This window comes from Nocardia sp. NPDC051756, from assembly GCF_040681495.1.
Taxonomy (GTDB): Bacteria; Actinomycetota; Actinomycetes; order Mycobacteriales; family Mycobacteriaceae; genus Nocardia.
This window is the reverse complement of sequence record NZ_JBFAYV010000002.1, coordinates 298973-323748: the sequence shown is the minus strand read 5'-3', so window position 1 is coordinate 323748 and position 24776 is coordinate 298973. Positions and strand designations below refer to the sequence as shown.

Here is a 24776-nt window from a genome sequence, read left to right as displayed (position 1 = left end):
ATTCAGCGTGTCGTCTGCGCGCGATTTTCGCAACGTCGCCATCGTGGCGCACGTCGACCACGGTAAGACGACGCTGGTCGACGCCATGCTCCGCCAATCCGGCGCGTTCGCCGAGCGAGCCGAGCTCGTCGACCGGGTGATGGACTCCGGCGATCTGGAGCGCGAGAAGGGCATCACCATTCTCGCGAAGAACACCGCGGTGCATAAGCACCACGCGGATGGTTCTGTCACCGTCATCAACGTGATCGACACCCCCGGCCACGCCGACTTCGGTGGTGAGGTCGAACGCGGCCTCTCCATGGTCGACGGCGTCGTGCTGCTGGTCGACGCCTCCGAGGGCCCGCTGCCGCAGACCCGGTTCGTGCTGCGTAAGGCACTCGCCGCGTCGCTGCCGGTGATCCTGGTGGTCAACAAGACCGACCGGCCGGACGCCCGGATCGAGGAGGTCGTCGAGGAAAGCCACGACCTGCTGCTCGACCTGGCCTCCGACCTGGACGACTCCGCCGCCGAGGCCGCCGAGCTCGCGCTCGACCTGCCGGTGCTCTACGCCTCCGGGCGTGCGGGCAAGGCGTCCAAGGAGCGTCCGGAGAACGGCCACGAGCCGGACGCGGAGAACCTGGACGCGCTGTTCGACGTGCTGCTCAACAACATCCCGGCGCCCAAGGGCGATCCGGCCGGACCGTTGCAGGCGCACGTCACCAACCTCGACGCCTCGGCGTTCCTCGGCCGCCTCGCGCTGGTCCGCATCTACAGCGGCGAGCTGCGCAAGGGCGCGAACGTCGCGTGGATGCACGGCGACGGCGTCAAGCAGGTGAAGATCACCGAGCTGCTCCAGACCATCGGCGTCGAGCGCCAGCCGGGCGAGGTCGCCGTGGCCGGTGACATCGTCGCCATCGCGGGCATCCCGGAGATCATGATCGGCGACACCCTCGCCGACCTGGAGAACCCGGTCGCGTTGCCGCGGATCAGCGTCGACGAGCCCGCCATCTCGGTGACCATCGGCACCAACACCTCGCCGCTGGTCGGCCGGGTGCAGGGGCACAAGCTCACCGCCCGCATGGTGAAGTCGCGGCTCGATCAGGAACTGGTCGGCAACGTGTCGCTGCGCGTGCTCGACATCGGCCGCCCGGACGCCTGGGAGGTGCAGGGCCGTGGTGAGCTCGCGCTGGCCATCCTGGTCGAGCAGATGCGCCGGGAGGGCTTCGAGCTGACCGTCGGCAAGCCGCAGGTGGTGACCAAGCTGGTCGACGGCAAGGTGCACGAGCCCTACGAAGAGCTGACCGTCGACTGCCCCGACGAGTACCTCGGTGCGGTCACCCAGCTGCTGGCCGCCCGCAAGGGCAAGATGGTGCAGATGGCCAACCACAGCGCGGGCTGGGTGCGGATGGAGTTCATCGTCCCCTCGCGCGGCCTGATCGGTTTCCGCACCGACTTCCTCACCGACACCCGCGGCACCGGCATCGCCAACGCCGTCTCGCACGGTTACGCGCCGTGGGCCGGCGAGATCCGGGCCCGGCACACCGGCGCGCTGGTCTCCGACCGGGCCGGCTCGGTGACCCCGTTCGCGATGATCCAGCTCGCCGATCGTGGCCAGTTCTTCGTCGAACCGGGCGCGGACACCTACGAGGGCATGGTCGTCGGGATCAACCCGCGCGCCGAGGATCTCGACATCAACGTGACCCGCGAGAAGAAGCTGACCAACATGCGCAGCGCGACCGCGGATGTGTTCGAGACGCTGGCCAAGCCGTTGCAGCTGGACCTGGAAGCCGCGATGGAGTTCTGTGCCGACGACGAGTGCGTCGAGGTGACTCCGGAGGTGGTCCGGGTGCGCAAGGTGATCCTGGGCGCGACCGAGCGTGGCCGCGAACTGTCGCGTCGGAAGGCACGGGACCGGGCCGCGCTGTAAGTCGCGGGTAGAGTGCGCTCCGTGAGCCCGGGGGCAAGGAATCGCGCTACGTGGCGCGCACTGCTGATCATCGTGACAGCGTCGTTGACGGTGTTCGCCGGTTGCACGGCGAACCCGCCACCGCCGATCGAAACGACGGACAGTCCGAAGACGACGCAGGCCAAGCCGGGCAAGAGCACGGTGGTCGTCGCGATCGACACGATCGGGATCGGGTTCAATCCGCATCTGCGTTCGGATCAGTCGCCGGCCTCGGCCGCGTTGAGTTCGATGGTGCTGCCGAGTCCGTTCCGCCCGGTGCCGAATCAGGTGGCGCCGGGCGTCACCGACTGGGTGCCGGACACGTCGTTGCTGACCTCCGCCGAGGTCAGCGCGCAGGATCCGTTCACCATCACCTACACGCTGCGCAACGAGGCGAACTGGTCCGACGGTGCGCCGATCGCCGCCGAGGATTTCCAATTCCTCTGGCAGCAGATGATTTCCCAGCCCGGCGTGATCGACTCGGCGGGCTACCGGCTGATCACCGACATCGGCTCGGCCGACGGCGGCAAGCTGGTCACGGTGAAGATGCGCGAGCCGTATCCGGCGTGGCAGCAGCTGTTCACCAATCTGCTGCCCTCGCACCTGATGAAGGATTCGCCCGGCGGGTTCCAGGACGGCTGGGTGAAGAGCATCCGGGTGTCCGGCTCGCAGTTCGCGATCAAGAACGTCGATCCGCAGCGGGAGGAAGTCCTGCTGGAGCGCAACGCGCGTTTCTGGGGGACACCGGCCGCGCCGGACGAGATCCTGCTGCGCCGCGGCGGCACGCCCGCGCAGCTGGCGGAGTCGTTGCGCACCAACGACGCGCAGATGACGCTGGTGCACGGCGGCGTCGCCACGCAGGCGCAGCTGGCCGCCATTCCGTCGGTGCGCACCGCGATCATGCCGCAGTCGCGGGTGCTGCAGCTCGCGCTCAATGCCAGGACCGGACCGGTGAGCGACATCCGGGTGCGCCGCGCGGTGCTCGCGCTGCTCGATCCCGCGCTGCTCGCCACGGTCGGCGCGCAGACCGGCGGCTGGGTGGAACCGGCTCGCGCACAGATACTTTCGCCGTCCGACCCCGGCTACGCGCCCACCTCGCCGCCCCGCCCGCCGGCCGAGGAATCCTTCGCGTTGCTCGCGGAGGCGGGCTATGGCCGCGCGCCCGAACCGCCGCCGGTCAACTCGCCGACCTCGCCCGCGCCGACGCCGCGACCGGTCGCGAAAAACGGTAAATCCCTGTCGATTCGGATCGGCGCGGCCGAGGGCGACACCACCGCCATCGCGGTCGCCAACACCGCCGCCGACCAATTGCGCAGTGCCGGAATCGATGCCACGGTGCGCAGCGTCTCCGCCGATCAGCTGTACGGGCGCGAGCTCGTCGAGGGCACGGTCGACGCGATAGTCGGTTGGGAGCGTGCGGGTTCCGACCCGGCCACCGTGCTCGCCTCCCGATATGGTTGCCCGCCACCGGAACCCGGCGCCGGGACCACCGGTACGGCGCAGCAGAGTTCGGACCCGGCCCGCCGCGCGCCGGCCAACCTGTCCGGGGTGTGTGACCCGGCCCTGCAACTGCCGATGGACGAGGCGTTGCGCGGCATCGAGACCGGCCGGGTGCTCGCCGACGCCGAGCCGAAGCTGTGGGAGCTGGCCACGGTGCTGCCGATCGTGCAGGACAACGTGGTCGCGGCGGCCGGTCCGCGGGTGGACGGCGCGTCGCTCAGCGGCAGCATCCAGGTCGGCATCTTCGGCGACGCCGGCCAGTGGCGAAAGATCCAATGACCGGCGGTCTGCTGCTGGTGCACGCGCACCCGGACGACGAATCCATCACCACCGGCGGCACTATCGCGCACTACCGCCGTCGCGGCGTGCCGGTGACCGTGGTGACCTGCACGCTCGGCGAGGAGGGCGAGGTCATCGGCGACGAGTGGGCCCAGCTCACCGCCGACCGCGCCGATCAACTCGGCGGCTACCGCGTTCTCGAACTGACCCGGGCGTTGCAGGCCCTGGATGCCGCGCCGCCGCGGTTCCTCGGCGGCGCGGGCCGCTGGCGCGATTCCGGCATGGCCGGCACCCCGGCCGCGGACAAGCCGGGCGTGTTCGTGAAGTCCGGTGACGAGGCCGTGCGCGCGCTGACCGAGGTGATCCTGGAACTGCGCCCGCAGGTGGTGATCAGCTACGACCCGAACGGCGGCTACGGCCACCCCGACCACATTCGCGCCCACCAGATCACCACGGCCGCAGTGCCTTCCGCGGCCGAGCAGGGCTGGGACACGCCGAAGTTCTACTGGACCGTCACCGACGCCGATATCCTGCGCCAGCACACGAGCGCGCTGGCCAAGCGCACCGTGAACGGGTTGCCCGGCCGATTGCCGCCGGGCTGGCGGCTGCCCGCCGAGGGTGAACTGGCGAGCGTGCCGAGCCGCACCGTAACCACCACCATCGATGTTTCCGACGCGCTCGCGGCCAAGCGGGCCGCGCTGCGGGCCCACGCCACGCAGGTCACGGTGGCGCCGTCCGGTCGCGAATTCGCCCTGTCCAACAATGTTGCTCAGCCGGTACTGCCGGAGGAGTGCTACGCGCTCGTGCGGGGTCGACGCGGACCGGTCGGTACCGACGGTCGTGAACATGATCTGCTCGCCGGCCTCGACAAGTGAACTTCTAGCGAAGCCTCGGCTGGCCTTCCGCAGTTCCTGCTGGATTACGGCGTAATCTTCGAATGTGCCCTGAGCTGCGAATATTCGTAGCTTGAGGGTTGCTGTTACCCCGAAATATTTCGCCGGGTACCGTTCCCGTGATCTCGAATTCATCGATGTGGAGGGCGAAGCGGTTCATGACGGCGGTCGGCGACAAGGCTCACCTCAGCCTCGAGGACGAGGGTTATCACAAGAGTCTCAAACCGCGACAGCTGCAGATGATCGCCATCGGTGGCGCCATCGGCACGGGGCTGTTCCTCGGTGCGGGCGGCAGGCTCGCCAATGCGGGACCCGGCTTGTTCCTGGTCTACGGCGTCTGCGGATTCTTCGCGTTCCTCATCCTGCGCGCGCTCGGCGAACTCGTGCTGCACCGGCCGTCCTCCGGGTCGTTCGTGTCCTATGCGCGTGAGTTCTTCGGCGAGAAGGCCGCGTTCGTGGCCGGCTGGATGTACTTCCTCAACTGGTCCATGACCGGCATCGCCGACACCACCGCGATCGCCCAGTACTTCCACTACTGGTCCGGGTTCAGCAGCATCCCGCAATGGCTGCTCGCGCTCATCGCGCTGATCCTGGTGCTCAGCATCAACCTGATCTCGGTGAAGTGGTTCGGCGAGATGGAGTTCTGGGCCGCGCTGGTCAAGGTGTTCGCGCTGAGCGCGTTCCTGATCGTCGGCACGATCTTCCTCATCGGCCGGTTCACCGTGCAGGGCAACCCGACCGGGCCGAGCGTGATCGCCGACAGCGGCGGGTTGTTCCCGACCGGGGTGCTGCCGCTGGTCGTGGTCGTCTCCGGCGTCGTGTTCGCCTACGCCGCGGTCGAATTGGTCGGCACGGCGGCGGGCGAGACGGAGAACCCGGCCAAGATCATGCCGCGCGCGATCAACTCGGTGATCGCCCGGATCGCGATCTTCTACGTCGGTTCGCTGGTGCTGCTCGGCCTGCTGCTGCCGTACACGGCCTACACCGCCAAGGAGAGCCCGTTCGTCACGTTCTTCACCATGCTCGGCGTGCCGGGCATCGGCAGCGTGATGAACCTGGTCGTGCTCACCGCCGCGTTCTCCAGCCTCAACGCCGGCCTGTACTCGACCGGGCGCATCCTGCGGTCCATGTCGATGAACGGCAGCGCGCCGAAGTTCACCGGCGTGATGGGGCGCAACGGCGTTCCCTACGGCGGCATCCTGCTGACCAGCCTGATCGCGCTGGTCGGTATCGCGCTCAACGGCGTGGTGCCGGACCGCGCGTTCGAGATCGTGCTGAACCTGGCCTCGCTGGGCATCGTCGCGTCCTGGGCCACCATCGTGCTGTGCCAGTTGCAGCTGTGGCGGTGGAGCAAGCAGGGCAAGGCCGAGCGGCCGTCGTTCCGCATGTTCGGCGCGCCCTATACCGGGCTGCTCACACTGGTGTTCCTGTTCTTCGTGGTGGTGCTGACCGGTTTCGACTACCCGGTGGGCACCTGGACCGTCGCCTCGCTGGTGCTGATCATCCCGATGCTGATCGTCGGCTGGCTGGTGGCACGCAAGCGGGTGCTGTCCATCGCGGAGGAGCGGATGGGCTACACCGGCGAGTTCCCGGTGGTGGCCAACATCCCGATCGACGGCGAGAAGTGATCATGCGGGGCACGGCCGTCGCGGCGCCGGAATAGACTCGCTCGCATGTACAACTGGTCGGTCCAGGACGCGATCGTCGCGTTCGTGGACAGCATGAAGCCGAACTGGCAGGCGCAACACGACCTGTATCTGACGGTGCTGTACGGGTTCGTCGATATGCAGAGTCATCTGTTGACCCTGCTCGGCTTCCCGCCGGTGCCGTGAGGACGGCCGTCGACGGTCAGCCGGGCGGTCGCGCGCCCGTGTCCTATCTGGAGTCGCCCGCCCCGGTGGCGCCGTGGTTGGCGCCGCTCATCCTGGTGGTGCTGGTGATCGACGCGTTCATCACGCTGGCGCTGGAGGTGCTGTACCTGCCGACCTACTTCGGCAGCACCGCGGTTCCGTTGTCCGGCGTGCTGGCGGGCGTGGTGAACATCCTGCTCGTGATCGGCGCCCGCGCGGTCTCGACCCGGGTCGCGGCGATGTTCCTGCCGTTGGCCGCCTGGACCTTCGGGTTCCTCATCTGCGCGAGCACCGGCCCGGGCGGGGACATCATGCTGGCCAGCGACTGGCGCACCGTGCTGCTGCTGTTCTGCGGACTGGTGCCGCCGCTGATCTACATCTACATCCGGATCAATTCCGGGCTGTTCAGCCGGCGCTAGCGCTCGCCCAGCTGGCCCGGCGTGACCGAGTCGATGAGTGCCCAGGCATCGGCGATCGGGATATCGAGCACGTGATAGCGCTTCTTGCCCGCGGCGGCGGCCGCGACGACGGTGGCGACGCCGGCCCGGCGCTGGAAGAACGACTGCCGGACGGTCCAGCCGATCACGCCGGGCGCCTCCAGGCAGTCGCGGTCCCGGCCGAGTGACCCGGACCGGGCGATCAACCAGGCTGGGCTGGCAGAGGTTTCGGGCAGCACGGTGTGACCGAGGCCCCGATACCGGTCTTCGGCCAACGCGATCGCGACCGGAACCAACAGCGCCGGAATCACATACCACCACGGCGAAAAGCCCGCGCCCGCAATCGAAAAGCCCAGCATGACGAGGGCGGCCACGGCAATCGGAGCCAGCGTGCGGGTGTAGCGCCTGCGCCGCGCGATCGGCCCGTGCGGAATCAGCGGGGCGCTGCCCGGCGTCGGACCCGCGGCCGGCGGGGCAATGACCTTGTCCTGGAACTCATTCGGCGCGAGCAGATGGCTCAACGTGTGCTCGATGGCGGTGCGCGGCGCCTGCGGCAGAATCTTCTGCCGCGGGCTCGCCCCGACCATGATGGCCTCCAGCTCGGCCGCACCGGCCAGCCGCAACAGCAGCGGCTCGTTCACCGTCGCGCCGCGGAAGCGGGCCAGATCCAGGGTGATCTGCCGGGTGGTGAACAACCCGTGGCGCAGGTGCAGCGTCCGGCCGTCGTCGATCACCCGCAGGCCGAAATACGTGGTCAGATAACGCGCACAGGCCGCGAGGCTGACGATGAGCACGATCACCACGATCAACCCGGCGGTGCCGATCGCGATGAGCGCCGCGCCGCCGTTCTCCACCCGCTGCACCGCGTCCGAACGGAACAGCACCTGCCCGACGCCGTACTGGAACGCCAGACCGACGATCGGCGCGATGATCGCGAAACCGGTCAAAGACAGTGGCGCGTACCGGACCCAGGCCGGATTCCAATGCGCGATCTCGCGTCCGGGCTGCGCGTCTTGACTCTCGGTGACGGCCGCGTCATCCGGAACAGGTTGTCCGGCAACGCTTTGCGGTGCCGCACCGGTGTGCGCGAGCAACGCGGTCCGCAGGTCGGGCACCAGTCGCGCATCCAGCGCGTCCAGTTTGAACTTCTCCCCCGAATCCGCCTGTTGCCCAGTGCCGATGGCCAGCACCGCCAGCCCGAGTAGCCGGTGCAGCAGGTCCGCCTCGATATCCACCGACCGGATCCGCGACCGCGGCACCGCGAGCTTCTTGCGCTGCACCAGCCCGGTGCGCAGCTCGACATGGGTCGGCCCGACCCGATAGGTGGTGGTGAACCAGCGGGTGAGCGCGAACCCGACGATCAACGCTAGCGGGATGATGCTCCACACATGATTGCCGCTGCTGGTGCCGAGGATCACCGACCCGATCAGCACCGGGATGAACTTCACCACCTCGGTGACCGGATGTACCAACAGCATTCGCTTGTCCAGCCGCGACCAGGGTTGATCGGTCTCCGGCGCGAGCGCCTCCACGGAACTCACGTCGCGTCGCCCCGATGCTGCGCCGCGATCCGGGTCAGCCGGGTGACCGTCTCCTCGGCCACCGGCAGATCGAGTTCGGAGATCTGCACCGCGCCGGCCGACGAGGCGGTGGTCACCGTCACCGTCGCCAGCCCGAGCAACCGCTCCAGTGGCCCGCGTTCGGTATCCACCGTCTGCACCCGCGAGATCGGCGCCACCCGGCTCTCCTGGGTGAGCCAGCCGACCCTGGTGTAGACGGCGTCCTCGGTCACCTCCCACCGATGCACCGCGTACCGCCACCACGGCACCACGCCGATATTCAGCCCGGCGAGCACCAGCGTCACCAGGAACACGCCCAGCTGCCACCCCCGATTGCCGGAGTCGAGCACTGCCCACACGAGCTGCGCCGCGAACGGAACCACCCAGACCAAGGCGGCCTGAATGGTCCACAAGAGTTTCGCCTTCGGACTGGGGCGCCAGGCCGGATCGGCCATGATCGTGCGCGGGTGCGACATGGATGCCATGGTTCCATGAACTCCGCCCTCCGGGGCTGCCGATCGCGCGCGGCGCGGCGCACCCGGACCGGCATTGCGGGAACTCGAACGGGCGCCGATGGAATTTCCCCGCCCCTCGCGCAGTTGTCAACGCTCACATGGTGCCTCGCTGTCCCAGGGCTCCGTGGTGAGCGCCGCGTCCCGCGCCCGGTGGGTTCCGGTCGCTACGCTCACTCATCAGCATCGGAAGGAGACAGGTCCGGATGGTTAGCGCATGATCGAAGACGTGACCGAACTGCCGAACCCGAGCATTCCTGCTTCACCTCCCTCTCCATCGGCCATGCGTAGGGCCCTGCGACGAGCGCGTGACGGTGTCACGCTGAACGTGGACGAGGCCGCCGTGCTCCTGCACGCGACCGGCGACGATCTGAAAGATTTGAGTCACAGCGCCGCCAGGGTGCGTGACGCCGGGCTGGAGTCGGCCGGACGGCCCAAGACGATCAGCTATTCGCGCAATGTCTTCATCCCGCTGACCCGCCTCTGTCGGGACAAATGCCACTACTGCACCTTCGTCACCGTGCCGGGCAAGCTGCGCGCCGAGGGCAAGGGCATGTTCCTGGAACCCGACGAGGTGCTCGACATCGCCCGTCGCGGCGCCGCCCTTGGCTGCAAGGAAGCCCTGTTCACGCTGGGCGACCGCCCCGAGGATCGCTGGCCAGAGGCCGCGCAGTGGCTCGACGAGCGCGGCTACGACTCGACTCTGGACTACCTGCGCGCCGTCTCGATCATGGTGCTGGAGGAGACCGGCCTGCTGCCGCACCTGAACCCCGGTGTGATGTCGTGGGAGGAGATCTCCCGGCTCAAGCCGGTCGCGCAGTCGATGGGCATGATGCTGGAGACCACCGCCACCCGGCTGTTCACCGAGAAGGGTGAATGCCACTACGGCAGCCCGGACAAGGACCCGGCGGTGCGGCTGCGCGCCATCACCGACGCGGGCCGGCTCTCGGTCCCGTACACCACCGGCCTGCTGGTCGGGATCGGCGAGACGATCGCCGAGCGGGCCGAGTCGATCATGGCGATTCGCAAGCAGCACAAGGCTTTCGGGCACATCCAGGAAGTCATCATCCAGAATTTCCGGGCCAAGGACGACACCGCCATGCGCGACGTCCCGGACGCGGGCATCGAGGAGTTCCTGGCCACCATCGCGGTGACCAGGCTGCTGCTCGGCCCGGACGTGCCGGTGCAGGCGCCGCCGAATCTGGTGTCGCACGAGGACTGCCTGGCGCTGATCGACGCGGGCATCGACGACTGGGGCGGCGTGTCCCCGGTGACGGTGGATCACGTGAACCCGGAACGGCCCTGGCCGAACCTGGACACCCTGCGCGAGATCACCGAGGCGGCCGGCTACCAGCTGGTCGAGCGGACCTCCGCACACCCGAAGTATGTGCGCGCGGGCAGCCCATGGATCGACCCGCGGATCGGCGTGCACGTCGCCGCGCTCAGCGATCCGGTCACCGGCCTGGCCAACCCGGACGCGATGCCGGTCGGCCTGCCCTGGCAGGAACCGGACCAGTCCTGGGAGTCCGCCGGCCGCGTCGACCTGAACACCTCGATCGACACCGAGGGCCGCAACACCGAGAGCCGCAGCGATTCCGCGATCGGCCAGGACGTGGTCGGCGCGTTCGGCGATTGGGACACCATCCGGGAGCAGGCTCGCGACCTCGCGGTCGTCGCGCCGGAACGTCTCGACTCCGAGGTGCTCGCCGCGCTGCGGGCGGCGGAGAAGGATCCGGCCGGACTCTCCGACGCCGAATACCTGGCGCTGGCCACGGCCGACGGCGCGAACCTGGAGGCAGTGGCCGCGCTGGCCGATCAACTGCGCCGCGACACCGTCGGCGACGACGTCACCTACGTGGTCAACCGGAACATCAACTTCACCAACATCTGCTACACCGGCTGCCGTTTCTGCGCGTTCGCCCAGCGCAAGGGCGACGCGGACGCGTTCACGCTGAGCATGGACGAGGTCGCCGACCGGGCCTGGGAGGCGCACGTCGACGGCGCCACCGAGGTCTGCATGCAGGGCGGCATCGATCCCGACCTGCCGGTCACCGGTTACGCCGACATCGTGCGGGCGGTGAAGCAGCGGGTGCCGTCCATGCACGTGCACGCGTTCAGCCCGATGGAGATCGTGAACGGCGCCTCGCGCGGCGGGCAGAGCATCCGCGACTGGCTGGTCGCGCTGAAGGAGGCCGGCCTGGACACCATCCCCGGCACCGCCGCGGAGATCCTGGACGACGAGGTGCGCTGGGTGCTCACCAAGGGCAAGCTGCCCACCTCGGCGTGGATCGAGGTGATCACCACCGCGCATCAGATCGGCCTGCGCTCCAGCTCGACGATGATGTACGGGCACGTGGACAACCCGAAGCACTGGGTCGGGCACCTGCGCGTGCTGCGCGGAATCCAGGACGAGACAGGCGGTTTCACCGAATTCGTGCTGCTGCCGTTCGTGCATCAGAGCGCCCCGCTGTATCTGGCGGGCGCCGCGCGGCCGGGGCCGACGAACCGGGACAACCGGGCCGCGCACGCGCTGTCGCGGATCATGCTGCACGGGCGGATCGACAACATCCAGACCAGCTGGGTGAAGCTCGGCACGATCGGTACCAGGGTGATGCTGAACAGCGGCGCCAACGATGTCGGCGGCACGCTGATGGAGGAGACCATCTCCCGGATGGCCGGTTCGCAGCACGGCTCGGCCAAGACCGTCGCGGAGCTGGTGGACATCGCCGCGGGCATCGGCCGTCCGGCCCGCGAACGCACCACCACGTACGGCGTTCCGCAGCACAAGGTTTCGGCGTTACCCCTCACCGTGGGATAGCGGCGTAGGCTTCCGGTAACTGCCGGTGGCGGTGATAGACAAGGCTCCACGCGGCGATCGAATTCGGATCTGGCCGGATTGCCGGAATACCGGCGGACCGACCGGGAGGGTTCCGAAGAGCTGGAGCCGTACCCGCGATGACGTGGGACGGCTCCGAACAGCCCGGTCCTGACCGAGGTTTCGGACGGCCCCAGTGGCGTGCGGAACATCTGAAGTTAGGCAAGGCTGACCCGGAGTAGCGTGGGGTGTCCGGATAGGGTTTCGCAGGGCGGCGGACTATCTCCGCAAGGTGAGGACAGACTAGGAGAACGTCAGTGACGTACATCATCGCTGAACCGTGCGTTGACGTGCTGGACAAAGCATGCATCGAGGAATGCCCCGTGGACTGCATCTACGAGGGTGGCCGGATGCTGTACATCCATCCCGACGAGTGCGTGGACTGTGGTGCATGTGAACCGGTGTGCCCAGTGGAGGCGATCTTCTACGAAGACGACACTCCGGACCAGTGGTCCGGATACGTGAACGCCAACATCGACTTCTTCAACGAGCTCGGATCGCCGGGCGGCGCCACCAAGGTCGGCAAGGTCGCCCACGACCCGCCGTTCATCAAGGAACTGCCGCCGATGGCGAGCGAGTAGCTCTGCCGTGTCCGCGCGTAACCGGGTCAGCAGTCTGCTTCCCGACTTTCCCTGGGACACCATCGCTTCGGTGAAGGCGAAGGCGGCGACGCATCCCGGTGGGATCGTCGACCTGTCGGTCGGCACCCCGGTGGACCCGGTCGATCCGCTCATCCGCACGGCCTTGAGTTCGGCCTCGGCGGTACCCGGTTACCCGGCCACCCACGGCACCGCCGAGCTGCGCGCGGCCGCGGTCGACGCACTCAAGCGGCGCTACGGGATCACGGGTCTCGACCCGGCTTCGGTGTTGCCCGCGATCGGTACCAAGGAACTGATCGCCGGCCTGCCCCGGCTGCTCGGGCTCGGCGTGGACGACCTGGTCGTCATTCCCGAGGTCGCCTACCCGACCTACGAGGTGGGTGCGCTGTTCGCGGGCGCGCAGATCGCGCGCGCCGACGGGCTCACCCAGCTCGGCCCGCGGACACCGGCGCTGATGTTCGTGAACTCGCCGTCGAACCCGACGGGTCGCGTGCTCGGCGTCGACCACCTGCGCAAGGTCGTCGAATTCGCCCGCGAACGCGACGTGATCATCGCCTCCGACGAGTGCTACCTCGGGCTCACCTGGGAGGGGCGCGCGGTCTCGATCCTCGACCCCGAGGTGTGCGCCGGCGACCATACGAATCTGCTTGCCGTGCACTCGCTTTCGAAGACCTCCAACCTGGCCAGCTACCGCGCCGGCTTCGTCGCGGGCGACCCGGCGCTGGTCACCGAACTGCTGGAAGTGCGCAAGCACGCCGGAATGATGGTGCCGTTCCCCATCCAGGCCGCGATGACCGCCGCCCTCAGCGACGACACGCACGAGGCGCAACAGCGCGAGCGTTACCGGGTCCGGCGTGAGGTCCTGCGAAAGGCCTTGGAGCAGGCCGGGTTCCGCATCGATCACTCCGAAGCGGGCCTCTACCTCTGGTCGACCCGCGGCGAAGCCTGCCGCACCACCCTCGACTGGCTCGCCGACCGCGGCATCCTCGCCGCCCCCGGCGACTTCTACGGCCCCACCGGCACCGAGCACGTCCGTATCGCCTTGACCGCCACCGACGAACGCATCGCCGCCGCCGCCGAACGACTGACCGCCTGATCTACTGATCGGACGGCAGTCGGTCCGCGGGGCCGGGCGACACGCACGGACCGCCGTGACCGGCAACCGGCGCGCGGTCGCGGGAGCGCGTTAGCCTGAAGTATGGACGCTGTCACGGTTGTTCCTACCCCCGGCAACGAGCCGGTGCATGCGTACGCGCCCGGCAGTCCCGAGCGGGAACGGCTGGTCGCCAAGCTGGCCGAGATCGGCGCGGAGGCCGTCGAAGTCCCGCTGGTCATCGGTGGTAAACATCGACCGGGGAGCGGGGAGCGGCACGATATCGTCGCGCCGCATCGGCACAGTCAGGTGCTGGGGACCTATACCGATGCCACGCAGTCCGAGGCGCAGGGCGCGATCGATGCGGCGATGGCGGCGGCGCCGGGGTGGCGGGCCTTGCCGTTCGACGAACGGGCGGCGGTGTTCCTGCGCGCGGCGGATCTGCTGGCCGGGCCGTGGCGGGAGACGGTGGCCGCGGCGACCATGCTCGGGCAGTCGAAGTCGGCGCAGCAGGCGGAGATCGATGCGCCGTGCGAGCTGATCGACTTCTGGCGGTTCAATGTGGCATTCGCGCGGCAGATCATGGCGCAGCAGCCGGAGTCGAGTGCGGGGGTATGGAATCGGCTGGACTATCGGCCGCTGGAGGGGTTCGTCTACGCGATCACGCCGTTCAACTTCACCGCGATCGCCGGGAATCTGCCGACCGCGCCCGCGTTGATGGGCAACACGGTGGTGTGGAAGCCGTCGCCGACGCAGACGTTGTCCGCGTACTACACGATGCGCCTGCTCGAGGCGGCCGGGCTGCCGCCGGGCGTGATCAATCTGGTCACCGGTGACGGGGTCGCGCTGTCGGAGGTGGCGCTGGCCGATCCGCAGCTGGCCGGGATCCATTTCACCGGCTCCACCAAGACCTTTCAGTATCTGTGGCAGCAGGTCGGCACGAATATCGGCCGGTATCACGGTTATCCGCGACTGGTCGGGGAGACCGGCGGCAAGGACTTCATCGTCGCGCATCCGTCGGCTGACCCGGATGCGTTGCGGGCCGCGCTGATTCGCGGCGCCTATGAGTATCAGGGGCAGAAGTGTTCGGCTGCCTCGCGCGCCTATATCGCGCGGTCGGTCTGGCGCAAGATGGGTGACGATTTCTTGCACCTGACCGATGGGCTGACCTACGGCGACGTGACGGACCTGTCGAATTTCGGTGGGGCACTGATCGATCAGCGCTCGTTCGACAAGAACGCCGCTGCGATCGAGCGGGCCAGGGATGCCGGAGTCACCATCCCGGTCGGCGGCACCTACGACGACAGCGAGGGGTTTTTCGTCCGTCCGACCGTCCTGCTGGCCGACGATCCGCACGACGAGTCCTTCGCCACCGAGTATTTCGGGCCGATCCTGTCGGTGCACGTCTATGACGACGCCGAACCCGGTGCGTATGCGGCGATTCTGGCCGAGGTCGACGCCGCCGCACCCTATGCGCTGACCGGCGCGGTGTTCGCCCAGGATCGACAGGCGATCGAACAGGCCGGTGCCGCACTGCGATTCGCGGCGGGCAACTTCTACGTCAACGACAAGCCGACCGGCGCGGTGGTCGGTCAGCAGCCGTTCGGCGGCGCCCGCGCCTCCGGCACCGACGACAAGGCGGGCTCGCCGCTGAACCTGTTGCGCTGGGTCGCCGCGCGCACGATCAAGGAAACCTTCGTCCCACCCACCGATTTCCGTTACCCGCACATGGGGGAGTGACCGGTGAATCCGCTGCGTCCCCTCATTCTCGCGGCGGCGGAGTCGCCGCGGATGAAGCGCGCGCTCACCGGCATCCCGATCACCGCCGACATCGTGCGGCGGTTCGTCGCCGGGGAGACCCGCGGCGAGCTGATCGAGGTGGCCCAGGCGCTGCTGAACAGCGGCCGGATGGTCAGCGTGGACTTTCTCGGGGAGAACACCACCGACCGCGGCCAGGCCGATGCCACAGTGGCCGAATACCTTTCGCTGATCAACGACCTGGCCGCGCTGGACCGTCCGGCCCTGCCGGGGATCGATGCGCCACCCGTCGAGGTGTCGGTGAAGCTGTCCGCGCTCGGGCAGGCCCTGCCGGACAACGGCCCCGCGGTCGCCACCGAGAACCTGCGCATCCTGTGCACCAAGGCCGCCCAGGCCGACGTGTGGGTGACCGTCGACGCCGAAGACCACACCACCACCGCGGCCACGCTGGCCACCGTGCGCGAGCTGCGCGGTGAATTCCCTTGGCTCGGCGCGGTTCTCCAGGCATACCTGCACCGGACCGAGGCGGACTGCCGCGCGCTGTCCGGGCCGGGATCGCGAATCCGGTTGTGCAAGGGCGCCTATCGCGAGCCGCACGAGGTCGCCTTCCAGCGCGCGCACGAGGTGACCGAGTCCTACCTGCGCTGCCTGGACGCGCTGATGCTCGGCGACGGCTATCCCATGGTGGCCACGCACGATCCGGAGCCGATCGCCGCTGCCGAGCATCTCGCGGCCGAAAGCGGCCGTGGCCCTGACCGTTTCGAGTATCAGATGCTGTACGGCATCCGTGATGCCGAGCAGTTGCGGTTGGCCGCGGCAGGCCGGGCGGTGCGGGTCTACGTGCCCTACGGCAGCCAGTGGTACGGCTACCTCACCCGGCGCTTGGCGGAGCGACCCGCCAATCTCACGTTCTTCCTGCGTGCCCTGGTCAGCAAGTCCTGAAAGTCCTTACACCAGTGGCTTGCCCAGCCGCATCCGCCGGCGCAGGTCGAACAGGTAGACGTTCAATGGAAACAGCCGCGCCTGCTTCGGCAGCCGGGCGTTGACCACGGCGATGCCGCGCAGCAGCCGGTCGAATCGGCGCTGGTCCTGGTCGGTCCAGGTCATCCGCATCTCCGCGCGCACGTGTTGGGGCAGCAGCCCCGCCACGATGAATCGCTGCACCTTGGCGAAGGTGAATCGGATCGGCTGCGGCATCATGTCGAGATCGATGAGGCCGTCGAAGTATTCGCGCAGGGCGGGCTCGATGCGGTGCTGCGCGAGGTTCTCCTCCCACCAGGGAAAGAACTCGGCGCGATCGGCGGGCCACATCTCCGGCCGCATCTGCAAGGTGGTGCCGAGCCGCGCGCTGTACTGGTAGAGCGCCTCGGCCGTGCTCGGGTCCAGCGGTCCGTGCATGCGGGTGTAGAGGTCGTCGATGCCCCAGTAGATGGTGCCCGCCACCCACAGTTGCAGCTTCGGGTCGAAGGCGTTGTACTTCACCGGGCTCTGCGGTCCGGAGCGGATCGGGCGGTGCGAGCGGTTGACCGCCTCGCGGTAGGCCGCGCGTTCGTCGTCGGAGCCCATCATCGCGACGGCGATGTAGGTCAGCGTGGTGCGCAACCGCTTGACCGGGTGCAGCGTGACCTTGCCGCTGTCCACACTGCTCTCCAGCACACCGCGCCCGACCGGGCGCAGGCTCAGCTGCATGATGACGTTGGCGGTGCCGCCGAGGAAGGCCGCGATGCCGTCCATGAACGGCTCGACGGTTTCCGGCGTGAGGGCCGGTGTGGCGGACGGCTCGACCCGATGCAGCGGTGCGGTCATCGTTGACCTCGACTTTCTGGGTCCGAAGGCGTTTCCGGACCAGCGAACGAATGAGAAGGTTCTTATCTCACCTTCTCATTGCCTCGTCGACTGTGTCAATGATGCGCTGCAATGGTTCTTGTGTCATCGTTTCGCCGATCCGGATAGGCTGGTCGCATGGCGAGGCTGACCAGACTGCTGCCGCTGGTGCGAAGCGCCGGTCCGGAAGACGGCAACCAGACGCGCGTGCTCGACGCCGCGCTGCTGGCGTTCCTCGACTTCGGCATCAAACGCACCAGCATGGTCGAGGTGGCCCGGCGCTGCGGGCTTTCGCTCGCCACGCTGTATCGGCGCTTCGCCAGCAAGTCCGACCTGATCGAGGCGGTCGGGTTGCGGCAGACCCGTGAGTTCGTCGAGGAGGTCGATGCTGCGTTGCAGCGGCAGCTCGATCGCGACGCGGGCGCGGAGGAGCAGATCGTCGAGCTGTTCGCCGCGTTCATCACCGGGCTGCGGGACAACCGGCTCGTGCACCGGCTGCTGGCGACCGAGCCCGAACTGGTGCTGCCGTATCTCACGATCAAGGGCGCGCCGGTGCTCGAGCTCGGCCGAGACTATGTGGCCGAGTTCATCTCTCGGTTGCAGCGGGAGGGCAAGCTGCCCGCCTACGACCCGGAGCCGCTCGCGGAGATGATCGCGCGCACCGCGTTGTCGCTGGCCTTGACGCCGCAGACGGTGATTCCGCTCGGCGACGAGGTGGCGATCCGGCAGTTCGCCCGCGATCACATCGTGGTGTCGTTCCGGGTGCCCTGACCTGATTTCAGTGGCCGGCCAGTAGTTCGAGGGCGGCCAGCGGGAGTGCGCCGAGGAGGTCGAGGGTCTGCTCGGTCGCGGTGCCGTGCGTGTGGGCCGCGACCGTGAAGCCGGGGCCGTAGGAGGCCGACGCGACATCGGGTTCGCCGATATCCGACCAGCCCCACTTGGTGCCGAGGACGAACGGCAAACGCGCTGTGCCCCAGTCCTGTTCGGTGCCGTCGGCGGCGCTCTGGCCCGCGGCGGCCATCCAGTCGAAGATCGGTGAGCCGGGGTCGGTGCGCAGCTTGGCGTCCAGGAAGTCGGTCAGGTCCGCGGTGCTGGTGTAGGCCGCGCCCCAACTGCCCGCGGACCGGGTGTCGGTCAGATGGTATTCCGCCGCAACGCTTTTGAGCGCCTGCGGATACTTGTTCTCCATCGTGGTGGCCGCGCCGTCGTCGGAGTAGCGGATCATCCGCTCGGCGAGGTCGCGGTCCGCGCGGGAACCGTCGCCGTGCCGCAGCGCGTAGTCGGCCAGGTACAGCTTGGTCAGCGAGAGGCTGGTGCGCGATTCGTGTTCGTTCGCGGTGCTCCAGTGCCCGCCGAGGGTGGAGCGGATGGAGATCGAGGTGCGCGGTGGGACCACGTCGGGCTCGAGCGGTTCCGCGCGGGCGGTCGGCGCGACCAGTGCGCAGTAGGTCGCCGCGGCGGCGGCCGCGGTCATCACAGTCCGATAGCCCATCGTTTCCTCCTGGCTCGGCCCCCTGTGTGCTCTTCGAGATAACACCGATCAGCGATGAAAAGGCCGTCGCGACACGCGGTAGCTGATCAATTGCCCAGTCAGACCAGGGGGAGGCCGAGGCGGCGGCGCAGGCGCAGGTCGAGCAGGTAGGCGTTCATCGGGAACATGCGGGCCTGGCGGGGCAGCCAGGTCTGTGTGGTGCCGAGGGTGCGCATGATGCGCTGAAGGATGCGTTCGTCGCGCGCGGTCCAGGTGAAGCCCATCTGGTCGCGCAGGTGTGGCGGGAGCAGGCCCGCGACGAAGAAGCGATGCGGGCGGGCGAAGGCGAGTTGCACCGGGCGGGGCAGCATCTTCAGATCGATCAGGTCGTTGAAGTAGTCGCGGATCGGCGGATCGATCGTGGTGCCGGCCAGATGCGCGTCCCAGTACGCGGCGAAGGCCTGCCGATCGGCAGGCCACATGTCTTGGCGCACTTGCAAAGTGGTGCCGAGGCGGGCGCTGTAGCGGTAGAAGGCGTCGGCGGTCGGTTCGTCCATCGGACCGTGCATGCGCTCGTACAGATCCTTCGCGCCCCAGTAAAGGCAAGCGGCGACCCACAATTGGAGACTCGGGTCGAAGGCGTTGTACCGCACCGGACTCGACGCGGTCGAATGCACCGGGCGATGCGAACGATTGACGGCTTTGCGGTAGTCGGCGCGCTCGTCCTCGGTGCCGAGCATGGCGACGGCCAGATAGGTGATCGTGGTGCGCAACCGTTTGACCGGGTGCAGCATGACCTTCCCGCTGTCGACGGTGCTCTCTACTACGCCGTAGCCGACCGGCCGGGTGCTGAGCTGCATGATGACGTTCGCGGCGCCGCCGAGCAGGCCGGCGATGCCGTCGATGAACTGGGTGATGTCGAGCTCGTCCGGCGGTGCGGTCTCGTGCGTCGTTGCGCGAAGTGGCCTGGTCATCGTCGACCCCTGTCTCATTGAGAAGGCTATGCACTGACTGTCTCACCGACTCATCGGGTGTGTCAACGGTCACATCGGTGGTTCATTCACCTGTGATCGGCCGAGCTGTTGCGGGCCGGACGGGGTGGGCGAAGTAGTTTGGGCGCATGTCGTTCGGTCCGCCGTTGCTGCTCAGTTCCCTGAATCCGCTCGCCGTCGCCGGCGGGGCGGACATCCCGGATGCCGTCACCATCGACGGGGTGATGCTGTCCCGCAGCGATCTGCTCGGGGCCGCGACCTCCGTCGCCGAGCGGGTGGCCCGGGCCGATCGGGTCGCGGTGCTGGCCAAGCCGACCGTGAGCACGGTGCTCGCGGTCGTCGGCTGCCTGATCGCCGGCGTGACCGTCGTTCCGGTGCCGCCGGACTCGGGAACCGCTGAGCTGGCGCACATTCTGGCCGATTCGGGGGCGCAGGCGTGGCTCGGCGAGGCCGCGGCGGGCAGCGAGTTGCCGGTGGTTCCGGTGCGGGTGCACGCGAGGTCGTGGCACACCTATCCCGAACCGGACCCGGCCGCAACGGCTTTCGTGCTCTACACGTCGGGCACGACCGGTCTGCCGAAAGGTGTTGTGCTCAGCCGCGGCGCGATCTCGGCGGGTTTGGACGCGCTCGCCGACGCGTGGGCCTGGACCGCGAACGATGTTCTGGTGCACGGGCTTCCGCTGTTCCACGTGCACGGCCTGATCCTCGGCGTGCTCGGCCCGCTGCGGGTGGGCAGCCCGCTGGTGCACACCGGCAAGCCGACCCCGCAGGCCTACGCCGCCGCGCGCGGCACGCTGTACTTCGGCGTGCCGACCGTGTGGTCGCGCATCGTCGAAGAGCCCGAAGCCGCAAAGCAATTGGCCGATGCCCGGCTGCTGGTATCCGGTAGTGCGCCGCTGCCCGTCCCGGTCTTCGAGCGGTTGCGCGAACTCACCGGTCACGCGCCGATCGAGCGCTACGGCATGAGCGAAACCATGATCACCCTGTCCACCCGCGCCGACGGCGAGCGCCGCCCCGGCTGGGTCGGCACCCCGGTGCGCGGCGTGCGGACCCGGCTGCGCGACGAAGCGGGCGCGGATGTCGCGCACGACGGCGAAAGCATCGGCGGGCTCCAGGTTTCCGGCCCGATGCTATTCGACGGCTACCTCAACCGGCCCGACGCCACCGCCGAGAGCTGGACCGCGGACGACTGGTTCAAGACCGGCGACGTCGCCGCCATCGACCGGGACGGCTTCCATCGCATCGTCGGCCGCGAGTCGGTGGACCTGATCAAATCCGGCGGCTACCGCATCGGCGCGGGCGAGGTGGAGACCGTGCTGCTCGGCCACCCCGCCGTCGCCGAGACCGCCGTGGTCGGCCTGCCCGACCCTGACCTGGGCCAGCGCATCGTCGCCTTCGTCGTATTACGCGGCGACGCACCGGCTTCCATCGAACAAGACCTGATCGCCCAGGTGGCCGAACAACTCTCGGCCCACAAGCGCCCCCGCGAAATCCGCGTGGTCGACGCCCTGCCCCGCAACGCCATGGGCAAGGTGCAGAAGAAGCGCCTTACCTGACGGTCAGTCGTTGGCGTGCAGGGCGGCGTTGAGTTCGATGCCGGTTCCCTTGCGGGGCACCACTTCTACCGCGCCGCTGACCGAGTTGCGGCGGAACAGCAGGTTGTTCTGGCCGCTGAAGTCGGCGGCCTTGACCACGGCCCCGTCGGGGGTGGTGACCTTGGTGCCCGCGGTCAGGTAGAGGCCGGCCTCGACGACGCAGTCGTCGCCGAGCGGCATGCCGACGCCCGCGTTGGCGCCGAGCAGCGAGCGCTCGCCGATCGAGATGACCGTGGTGCCGCCGCCGGATAGCGTGCCCATGATGGACGCGCCGCCGCCGACATCGGAGCCGTCGCCGACCACGACGCCGGCCGAGATGCGGCCCTCGACCATGGAGTTGCCGAGGGTGCCCGCGTTGAAGTTCACGAAGCCCTCGTGCATGACGGTGGTGCCGGAGGCGAGGTGCGCGCCGAGCCGGACCCGGTCGGCGTCGCCGATGCGCACGCCGGACGGGATGACGTAGTCGACCATCCGCGGGAACTTGTCCACGCTGTACACGGTCACCGGGCCGCGGGCGCGCAGCTTGGCGCGGGTGGTCTCGAAGCCCTCCACCGCCGCCGGGCCGTGGTTGGTCCACACCACATTGCTGAGCAGCCCGAACTGCCCGTCCAGGCTCACCCCGTGCGGCCGGACCAGCCGATGCGAGAGCAGATGCAACCGCAGGTAGACGTCGTGCGCGTCGACCGGCGCGGCGGACAGGTCGGCGATCGTGGTGCGCACCGCGACCACGTCGACCCCGCGTGCCTCGTCGAAGCCGAGCAGCGCCGCGAACTCCGCGGGCGCGTCATCCAGGCGCTTGGTCCCGGTCTCGGCGAACTCGCCCAGCTCCGGGCTCGGGTACCAGGTGTCCAGGACGGTCCCGTCCGCGGTCACATTGGCGATACCGACTGCTGCTGCTCCCTGAATGCTCACGTCAACAGAGATTACCGACCCATCGGCGCAAGCGGTGAGCCCGCTCCGCCGATGTGCCGCACCACACGGCCGACGGGCGGTCGTAGGGTGGGTGCGTGACCCTCGACCTGCGTGCTGACCCGATCACCCTGACCGCCGCCCTCGTCGATATCCCGAGTGTTTCGCGCGACGAGCTGGCGATCACCGACCTCGTCGAGCGCGCGCTGCGGGAGCAGACGAGCGGGTTCGAGGTGCTGCGGCACGGGAACGTGGTGCTGGCGCGGACGAATCGGGGACTGCCGAGCCGGGTGGTGCTGGCCGGGCATCTGGACACCGTGCCGATCGCCGACAACGTGCCGGGCCACTTCACCGAGAACGCGGCGGGGGAGCGGGTCTTCTACGGCTGCGGTTCGGTCGACATGAAGTCCGGTGACGCGGTGTTCCTGCACCTGGCCGCGACGGTCGCCGAACCCGTGCACGACCTGACGCTGATTTTCTACGACTGCGAGGAGATCGCGGCCGAGTTCAACGGGCTCGGCGCCATCGAACGCGAACTGCCGCAATGGCTCGACGGCGATCTGGCGGTGCTCGGCGAACCGTCCGGCGGCTGGATCGAGGCGGGTTGCCAAGGGACGTTGCGGGTTCGGCTGTCCACCGCGGGCGTGCGTTCGCATTCGGCGCGAGCCTGGCTGGGCGACAACGCGATTCATCGCTTGGCGCCGATCGTGCAGCGGCTGGCCGACTACCGGGCCCGCGAGGTCGACATCGACGGCTGTGTCTACCGGGAGGGACTGTCCGCGGTGCGCGTCTCCGGCGGAGTGGCGGGCAATGTGGTGCCCGATGCGGCCGAGGTCGATGTGAACTTCCGTTTTGCCCCCGACCGCACGGTCGAGCAGGCCGTCGAGCATGTCCGCGAGGTATTCGCCGACCTCGAGCTGACCTTCGAGGTGACCGACTCGGCGCCCGGCGCGCTGCCCGGCCTGACCGCCCCGGCCGCCAAGGACCTGATCGCCTCGGTGAACAGCCACGGCGGCGGCGGGGTGCGGGCCAAGTTCGGCTGGACCGACGTCGCCCGCTTCGCCGCCCGCGGCATCCCCGCGGTGAACTTCGGCCCCGGCGACCCCAACCTCGCGCACAAGCGCGACGAACACGTCCCGGTCGACCAGATCACCGCGGTGACCGCGATGCTGCGCAACTACCTCACCGGCACGTCGAGCTGATCGCACGCGCGGTTTGCCGGCCCGCAGATTGCGGGCCGGGCTCGCCCTCGGGTCGGGTGATTGAACGTGGGACGACTTCTCGCCTCCGGGCAGTTGCTTCGCGCGGTCCCCGGTAGCGTGGTCGGCATGTCCACCGACGCCGCTGACCGCGAGGTTGCCAATACGCAGAAGTCGACAGCCAAGTTCCGCGGGCCGATCATGCTCCGCCGCGACCGCAAGGACGGGACCGGCACGGCCGACCGGAATCTACTGGACCGGCGCGGCGACACCGATTGGGTACACACCGACCCGTGGCGCGTGCTGCGCATCCAGGCCGAGTTCGTCGAGGGGTTCGGCGCGCTCGCCGAGGTGCCGCGCGCGGTCACCGTCTTCGGTTCGGCGCGCACCGGCCCGGATCATCCGGAGTACGAGGCGGGGCGGGCGATCGGCGCGGCGCTGGCCAAGGCCGGTTTCGCGGTGATCACCGGCGGCGGTCCCGGCGCGATGGAGGCGGCCAACCGCGGCGCGTGCGAGGCGGGCGGCTACTCGATCGGCCTCGGCATCGAGCTGCCGTTCGAGCAGAGCCTCAACGAGTGGGTCGATCTCGGCATCAACTTCCGCTACTTCTTCGTCCGCAAGACGATGTTCGTGAAGTACTCCGAGGCGTTCGTCTGCCTGCCCGGCGGCTTCGGCACCCTGGATGAGCTGTTCGAGGCGCTCACCCTGGTGCAGACCCGCAAGATCACCCGCTTCCCGATCATCCTGTTCGGCAGCAGATATTGGTCCGGCCTGGTCGATTGGCTGCGTGATTCGCTCGGCGGCTCCGGCAAGATCTCGCCCGGCGACCTCGGGCTGATCCACGTGACCGACAGCGTGGAGGAGATCGTGCAGATCATCCTGTCCTACGCCGAGGCGGGCGCCGCCGAGGACGCGCTCGGCACGGAGGACCAGTGGTGACCGAACAGCAGCCCTACTCCGTCTGCGTCTACTGCTCGGCCAGCACCGCCGATCCCACCTACCTCGCGCTGGCCGCCGAGGTCGGTGCCGAGATCGCCCGGCGCGGTTGGCAATTGGTGTCCGGTGGCGGCAACGTCTCGATGATGGGCGAGGTGGCGACCGCGGCCAGGGCCGGCGGCGCGAACACCATCGGGGTGATCCCGAAGCATCTGGTGCACCGCGAGGTGGCCGATGTGGACGCCGACGAACTGGTCGTCACCGACACCATGCGCCAGCGCAAACAGATCATGGAGGACCGCGCCGACGCCTTCCTCACCCTGCCCGGCGGCATCGGCACGCTCGAGGAGTTCTTCGAAACCTGGACCGGAGGGTATCTGGGACAGCACAATAAGCCGGTGGTGTTGTTGGACCCGAATGGCTTCTACCGAGGCCTTTTCCAGTGGCTCGACGAACTCTACGACCGTAAGTTCGTGCCCCAGCCCGCCATGGACCGCATCACCGTGGTCACCGATCTTTCGTCCGCCTTCACGGCATTGGAGGCGCGCGCAACACCTTCCTGATGAGGAGA

Annotated in this window: 22 protein-coding genes; 16 read left to right on the top strand and 6 right to left on the bottom strand. The window is 68.7% G+C overall.

The features are described from left to right. The first annotated feature begins 7 nt into the window (after positions 1-7). The 6 genes from typA to AB0M22_RS07490 all read left to right on the top strand — a co-directional run bounded on the left by typA (position 8) and on the right by AB0M22_RS07490 (position 6865). Positions 8-1906, top strand: coding sequence for a translational GTPase TypA (typA, locus tag AB0M22_RS07515; RefSeq protein WP_364722282.1), 1899 nt, complete (start codon positions 8-10; stop codon positions 1904-1906). Positions 1907-1927: 21 nt separating this feature from the next. Further along, positions 1928-3703 (top strand): ABC transporter family substrate-binding protein, encoded by a 1776-nt coding sequence (locus AB0M22_RS07510; protein ID WP_364722280.1) that lies wholly within the window; start codon positions 1928-1930, stop codon positions 3701-3703. After that, a complete protein-coding gene (gene mshB, locus AB0M22_RS07505) occupies positions 3700-4578 on the top strand; it encodes an N-acetyl-1-D-myo-inositol-2-amino-2-deoxy-alpha-D-glucopyranoside deacetylase (RefSeq protein WP_364722278.1) in 879 nt (292 codons plus the stop codon). The genes AB0M22_RS07510 and mshB overlap by 4 nt, the downstream gene beginning before the upstream one ends. A gap of 176 nt (positions 4579-4754) precedes the next feature. Next, complete coding sequence (locus tag AB0M22_RS07500) at positions 4755-6224, top strand: amino acid permease (protein ID WP_150402848.1); 1470 nt, start codon at positions 4755-4757, stop codon at positions 6222-6224. A 45-nt stretch (positions 6225-6269) separates the two neighbouring features. Next, positions 6270-6428 (top strand): hypothetical protein, encoded by a 159-nt coding sequence (locus AB0M22_RS07495; protein ID WP_364722276.1) that lies wholly within the window; start codon positions 6270-6272, stop codon positions 6426-6428. Then, complete coding sequence (locus AB0M22_RS07490; protein ID WP_364722274.1) at positions 6425-6865, top strand: hypothetical protein; 441 nt, start codon at positions 6425-6427, stop codon at positions 6863-6865. Before AB0M22_RS07495 ends, AB0M22_RS07490 begins: the two co-directional genes overlap by 4 nt. On the opposite strand, the gene AB0M22_RS07485 is transcribed toward AB0M22_RS07490, so the two are convergent. Together AB0M22_RS07485 and AB0M22_RS07480 are read right to left on the bottom strand one after the other, a co-directional pair. Further along, positions 6862-8424: a PH domain-containing protein gene (locus AB0M22_RS07485; RefSeq protein ID WP_364722272.1), complete on the bottom strand. Its 1563-nt coding sequence runs from the start codon at positions 8422-8424 to the stop codon at positions 6862-6864. The genes AB0M22_RS07490 and AB0M22_RS07485 overlap by 4 nt on opposite strands. After that, positions 8421-8918, bottom strand: coding sequence for a PH domain-containing protein (locus tag AB0M22_RS07480; RefSeq protein WP_364722270.1), 498 nt, complete (start codon positions 8916-8918; stop codon positions 8421-8423). The genes AB0M22_RS07485 and AB0M22_RS07480 overlap by 4 nt, the downstream gene beginning before the upstream one ends. 253 nt (positions 8919-9171) lie before the next feature. Here AB0M22_RS07480 and AB0M22_RS07475 point away from each other — a divergent pair, with 253 nt between their 5' ends. From AB0M22_RS07475 to AB0M22_RS07455, 5 genes are all read left to right on the top strand, one after another. After that, entirely contained in the window at positions 9172-11772 is a 2601-nt protein-coding gene (locus AB0M22_RS07475; RefSeq protein WP_364722267.1) for a bifunctional FO biosynthesis protein CofGH, read from the top strand. Between the two features lie 314 nt (positions 11773-12086). Beyond that, a complete protein-coding gene (gene fdxA, locus AB0M22_RS07470) occupies positions 12087-12410 on the top strand; it encodes a ferredoxin (protein ID WP_364722265.1) in 324 nt (107 codons plus the stop codon). A gap of 7 nt (positions 12411-12417) precedes the next feature. Next, positions 12418-13524, top strand: coding sequence for a succinyldiaminopimelate transaminase (gene dapC, locus AB0M22_RS07465; RefSeq protein ID WP_364722263.1), 1107 nt, complete (start codon positions 12418-12420; stop codon positions 13522-13524). Between the two features lie 102 nt (positions 13525-13626). Continuing rightward, the gene (gene pruA, locus AB0M22_RS07460) at positions 13627-15261 is read left to right on the top strand and encodes an L-glutamate gamma-semialdehyde dehydrogenase (protein ID WP_364722261.1); all 1635 of its coding nucleotides are present in this window, start codon (positions 13627-13629) and stop codon (positions 15259-15261) included. Between the two features lie 51 nt (positions 15262-15312). Further along, the gene (locus AB0M22_RS07455; RefSeq protein ID WP_364724004.1) at positions 15313-16221 is read left to right on the top strand and encodes a proline dehydrogenase family protein; all 909 of its coding nucleotides are present in this window, start codon (positions 15313-15315) and stop codon (positions 16219-16221) included. A 6-nt stretch (positions 16222-16227) separates the two neighbouring features. Here the strand turns inward: AB0M22_RS07455 and AB0M22_RS07450 are convergent, their stop codons facing one another. Then, a complete protein-coding gene (locus AB0M22_RS07450; RefSeq protein ID WP_364722258.1) occupies positions 16228-17085 on the bottom strand; it encodes an oxygenase MpaB family protein in 858 nt (285 codons plus the stop codon). Positions 17086-17241: 156 nt separating this feature from the next. On the opposite strand from AB0M22_RS07450, the gene AB0M22_RS07445 reads away from it, so the two are divergent. Continuing rightward, positions 17242-17874: a TetR/AcrR family transcriptional regulator gene (locus AB0M22_RS07445; protein ID WP_364722256.1), complete on the top strand. Its 633-nt coding sequence runs from the start codon at positions 17242-17244 to the stop codon at positions 17872-17874. 7 nt (positions 17875-17881) lie between these two features. On the opposite strand, the gene AB0M22_RS07440 is transcribed toward AB0M22_RS07445, so the two are convergent. Both AB0M22_RS07440 and AB0M22_RS07435 read right to left on the bottom strand, forming a co-directional pair. Next, on the bottom strand, positions 17882-18595 hold the full coding sequence (locus tag AB0M22_RS07440; protein ID WP_364722254.1) for a hypothetical protein: 714 nt from the start codon (positions 18593-18595) through the stop codon (positions 17882-17884). A 98-nt stretch (positions 18596-18693) separates the two neighbouring features. Beyond that, a complete protein-coding gene (locus AB0M22_RS07435) occupies positions 18694-19548 on the bottom strand; it encodes an oxygenase MpaB family protein (protein ID WP_364722252.1) in 855 nt (284 codons plus the stop codon). A gap of 146 nt (positions 19549-19694) precedes the next feature. Here AB0M22_RS07435 and AB0M22_RS07430 point away from each other — a divergent pair, with 146 nt between their 5' ends. Next, positions 19695-21122: an acyl-CoA synthetase gene (locus AB0M22_RS07430; protein ID WP_364722249.1), complete on the top strand. Its 1428-nt coding sequence runs from the start codon at positions 19695-19697 to the stop codon at positions 21120-21122. A 3-nt stretch (positions 21123-21125) separates the two neighbouring features. Here the strand turns inward: AB0M22_RS07430 and dapD are convergent, their stop codons facing one another. Further along, positions 21126-22073 (bottom strand): 2,3,4,5-tetrahydropyridine-2,6-dicarboxylate N-succinyltransferase, encoded by a 948-nt coding sequence (gene dapD, locus AB0M22_RS07425; protein ID WP_364722247.1) that lies wholly within the window; start codon positions 22071-22073, stop codon positions 21126-21128. 95 nt (positions 22074-22168) lie between these two features. Here dapD and dapE point away from each other — a divergent pair, with 95 nt between their 5' ends. The 3 genes from dapE to AB0M22_RS07410 all read left to right on the top strand — a co-directional run bounded on the left by dapE (position 22169) and on the right by AB0M22_RS07410 (position 24768). After that, positions 22169-23272, top strand: coding sequence for a succinyl-diaminopimelate desuccinylase (gene dapE / locus AB0M22_RS07420; protein WP_364722245.1), 1104 nt, complete (start codon positions 22169-22171; stop codon positions 23270-23272). A gap of 198 nt (positions 23273-23470) precedes the next feature. Next, complete coding sequence (locus AB0M22_RS07415) at positions 23471-24208, top strand: TIGR00730 family Rossman fold protein (RefSeq protein WP_364724001.1); 738 nt, start codon at positions 23471-23473, stop codon at positions 24206-24208. Beyond that, positions 24202-24768 (top strand): TIGR00730 family Rossman fold protein, encoded by a 567-nt coding sequence (locus tag AB0M22_RS07410; protein ID WP_364722243.1) that lies wholly within the window; start codon positions 24202-24204, stop codon positions 24766-24768. The genes AB0M22_RS07415 and AB0M22_RS07410 overlap by 7 nt, the downstream gene beginning before the upstream one ends. Positions 24769-24776: the final 8 nt, after the last annotated feature.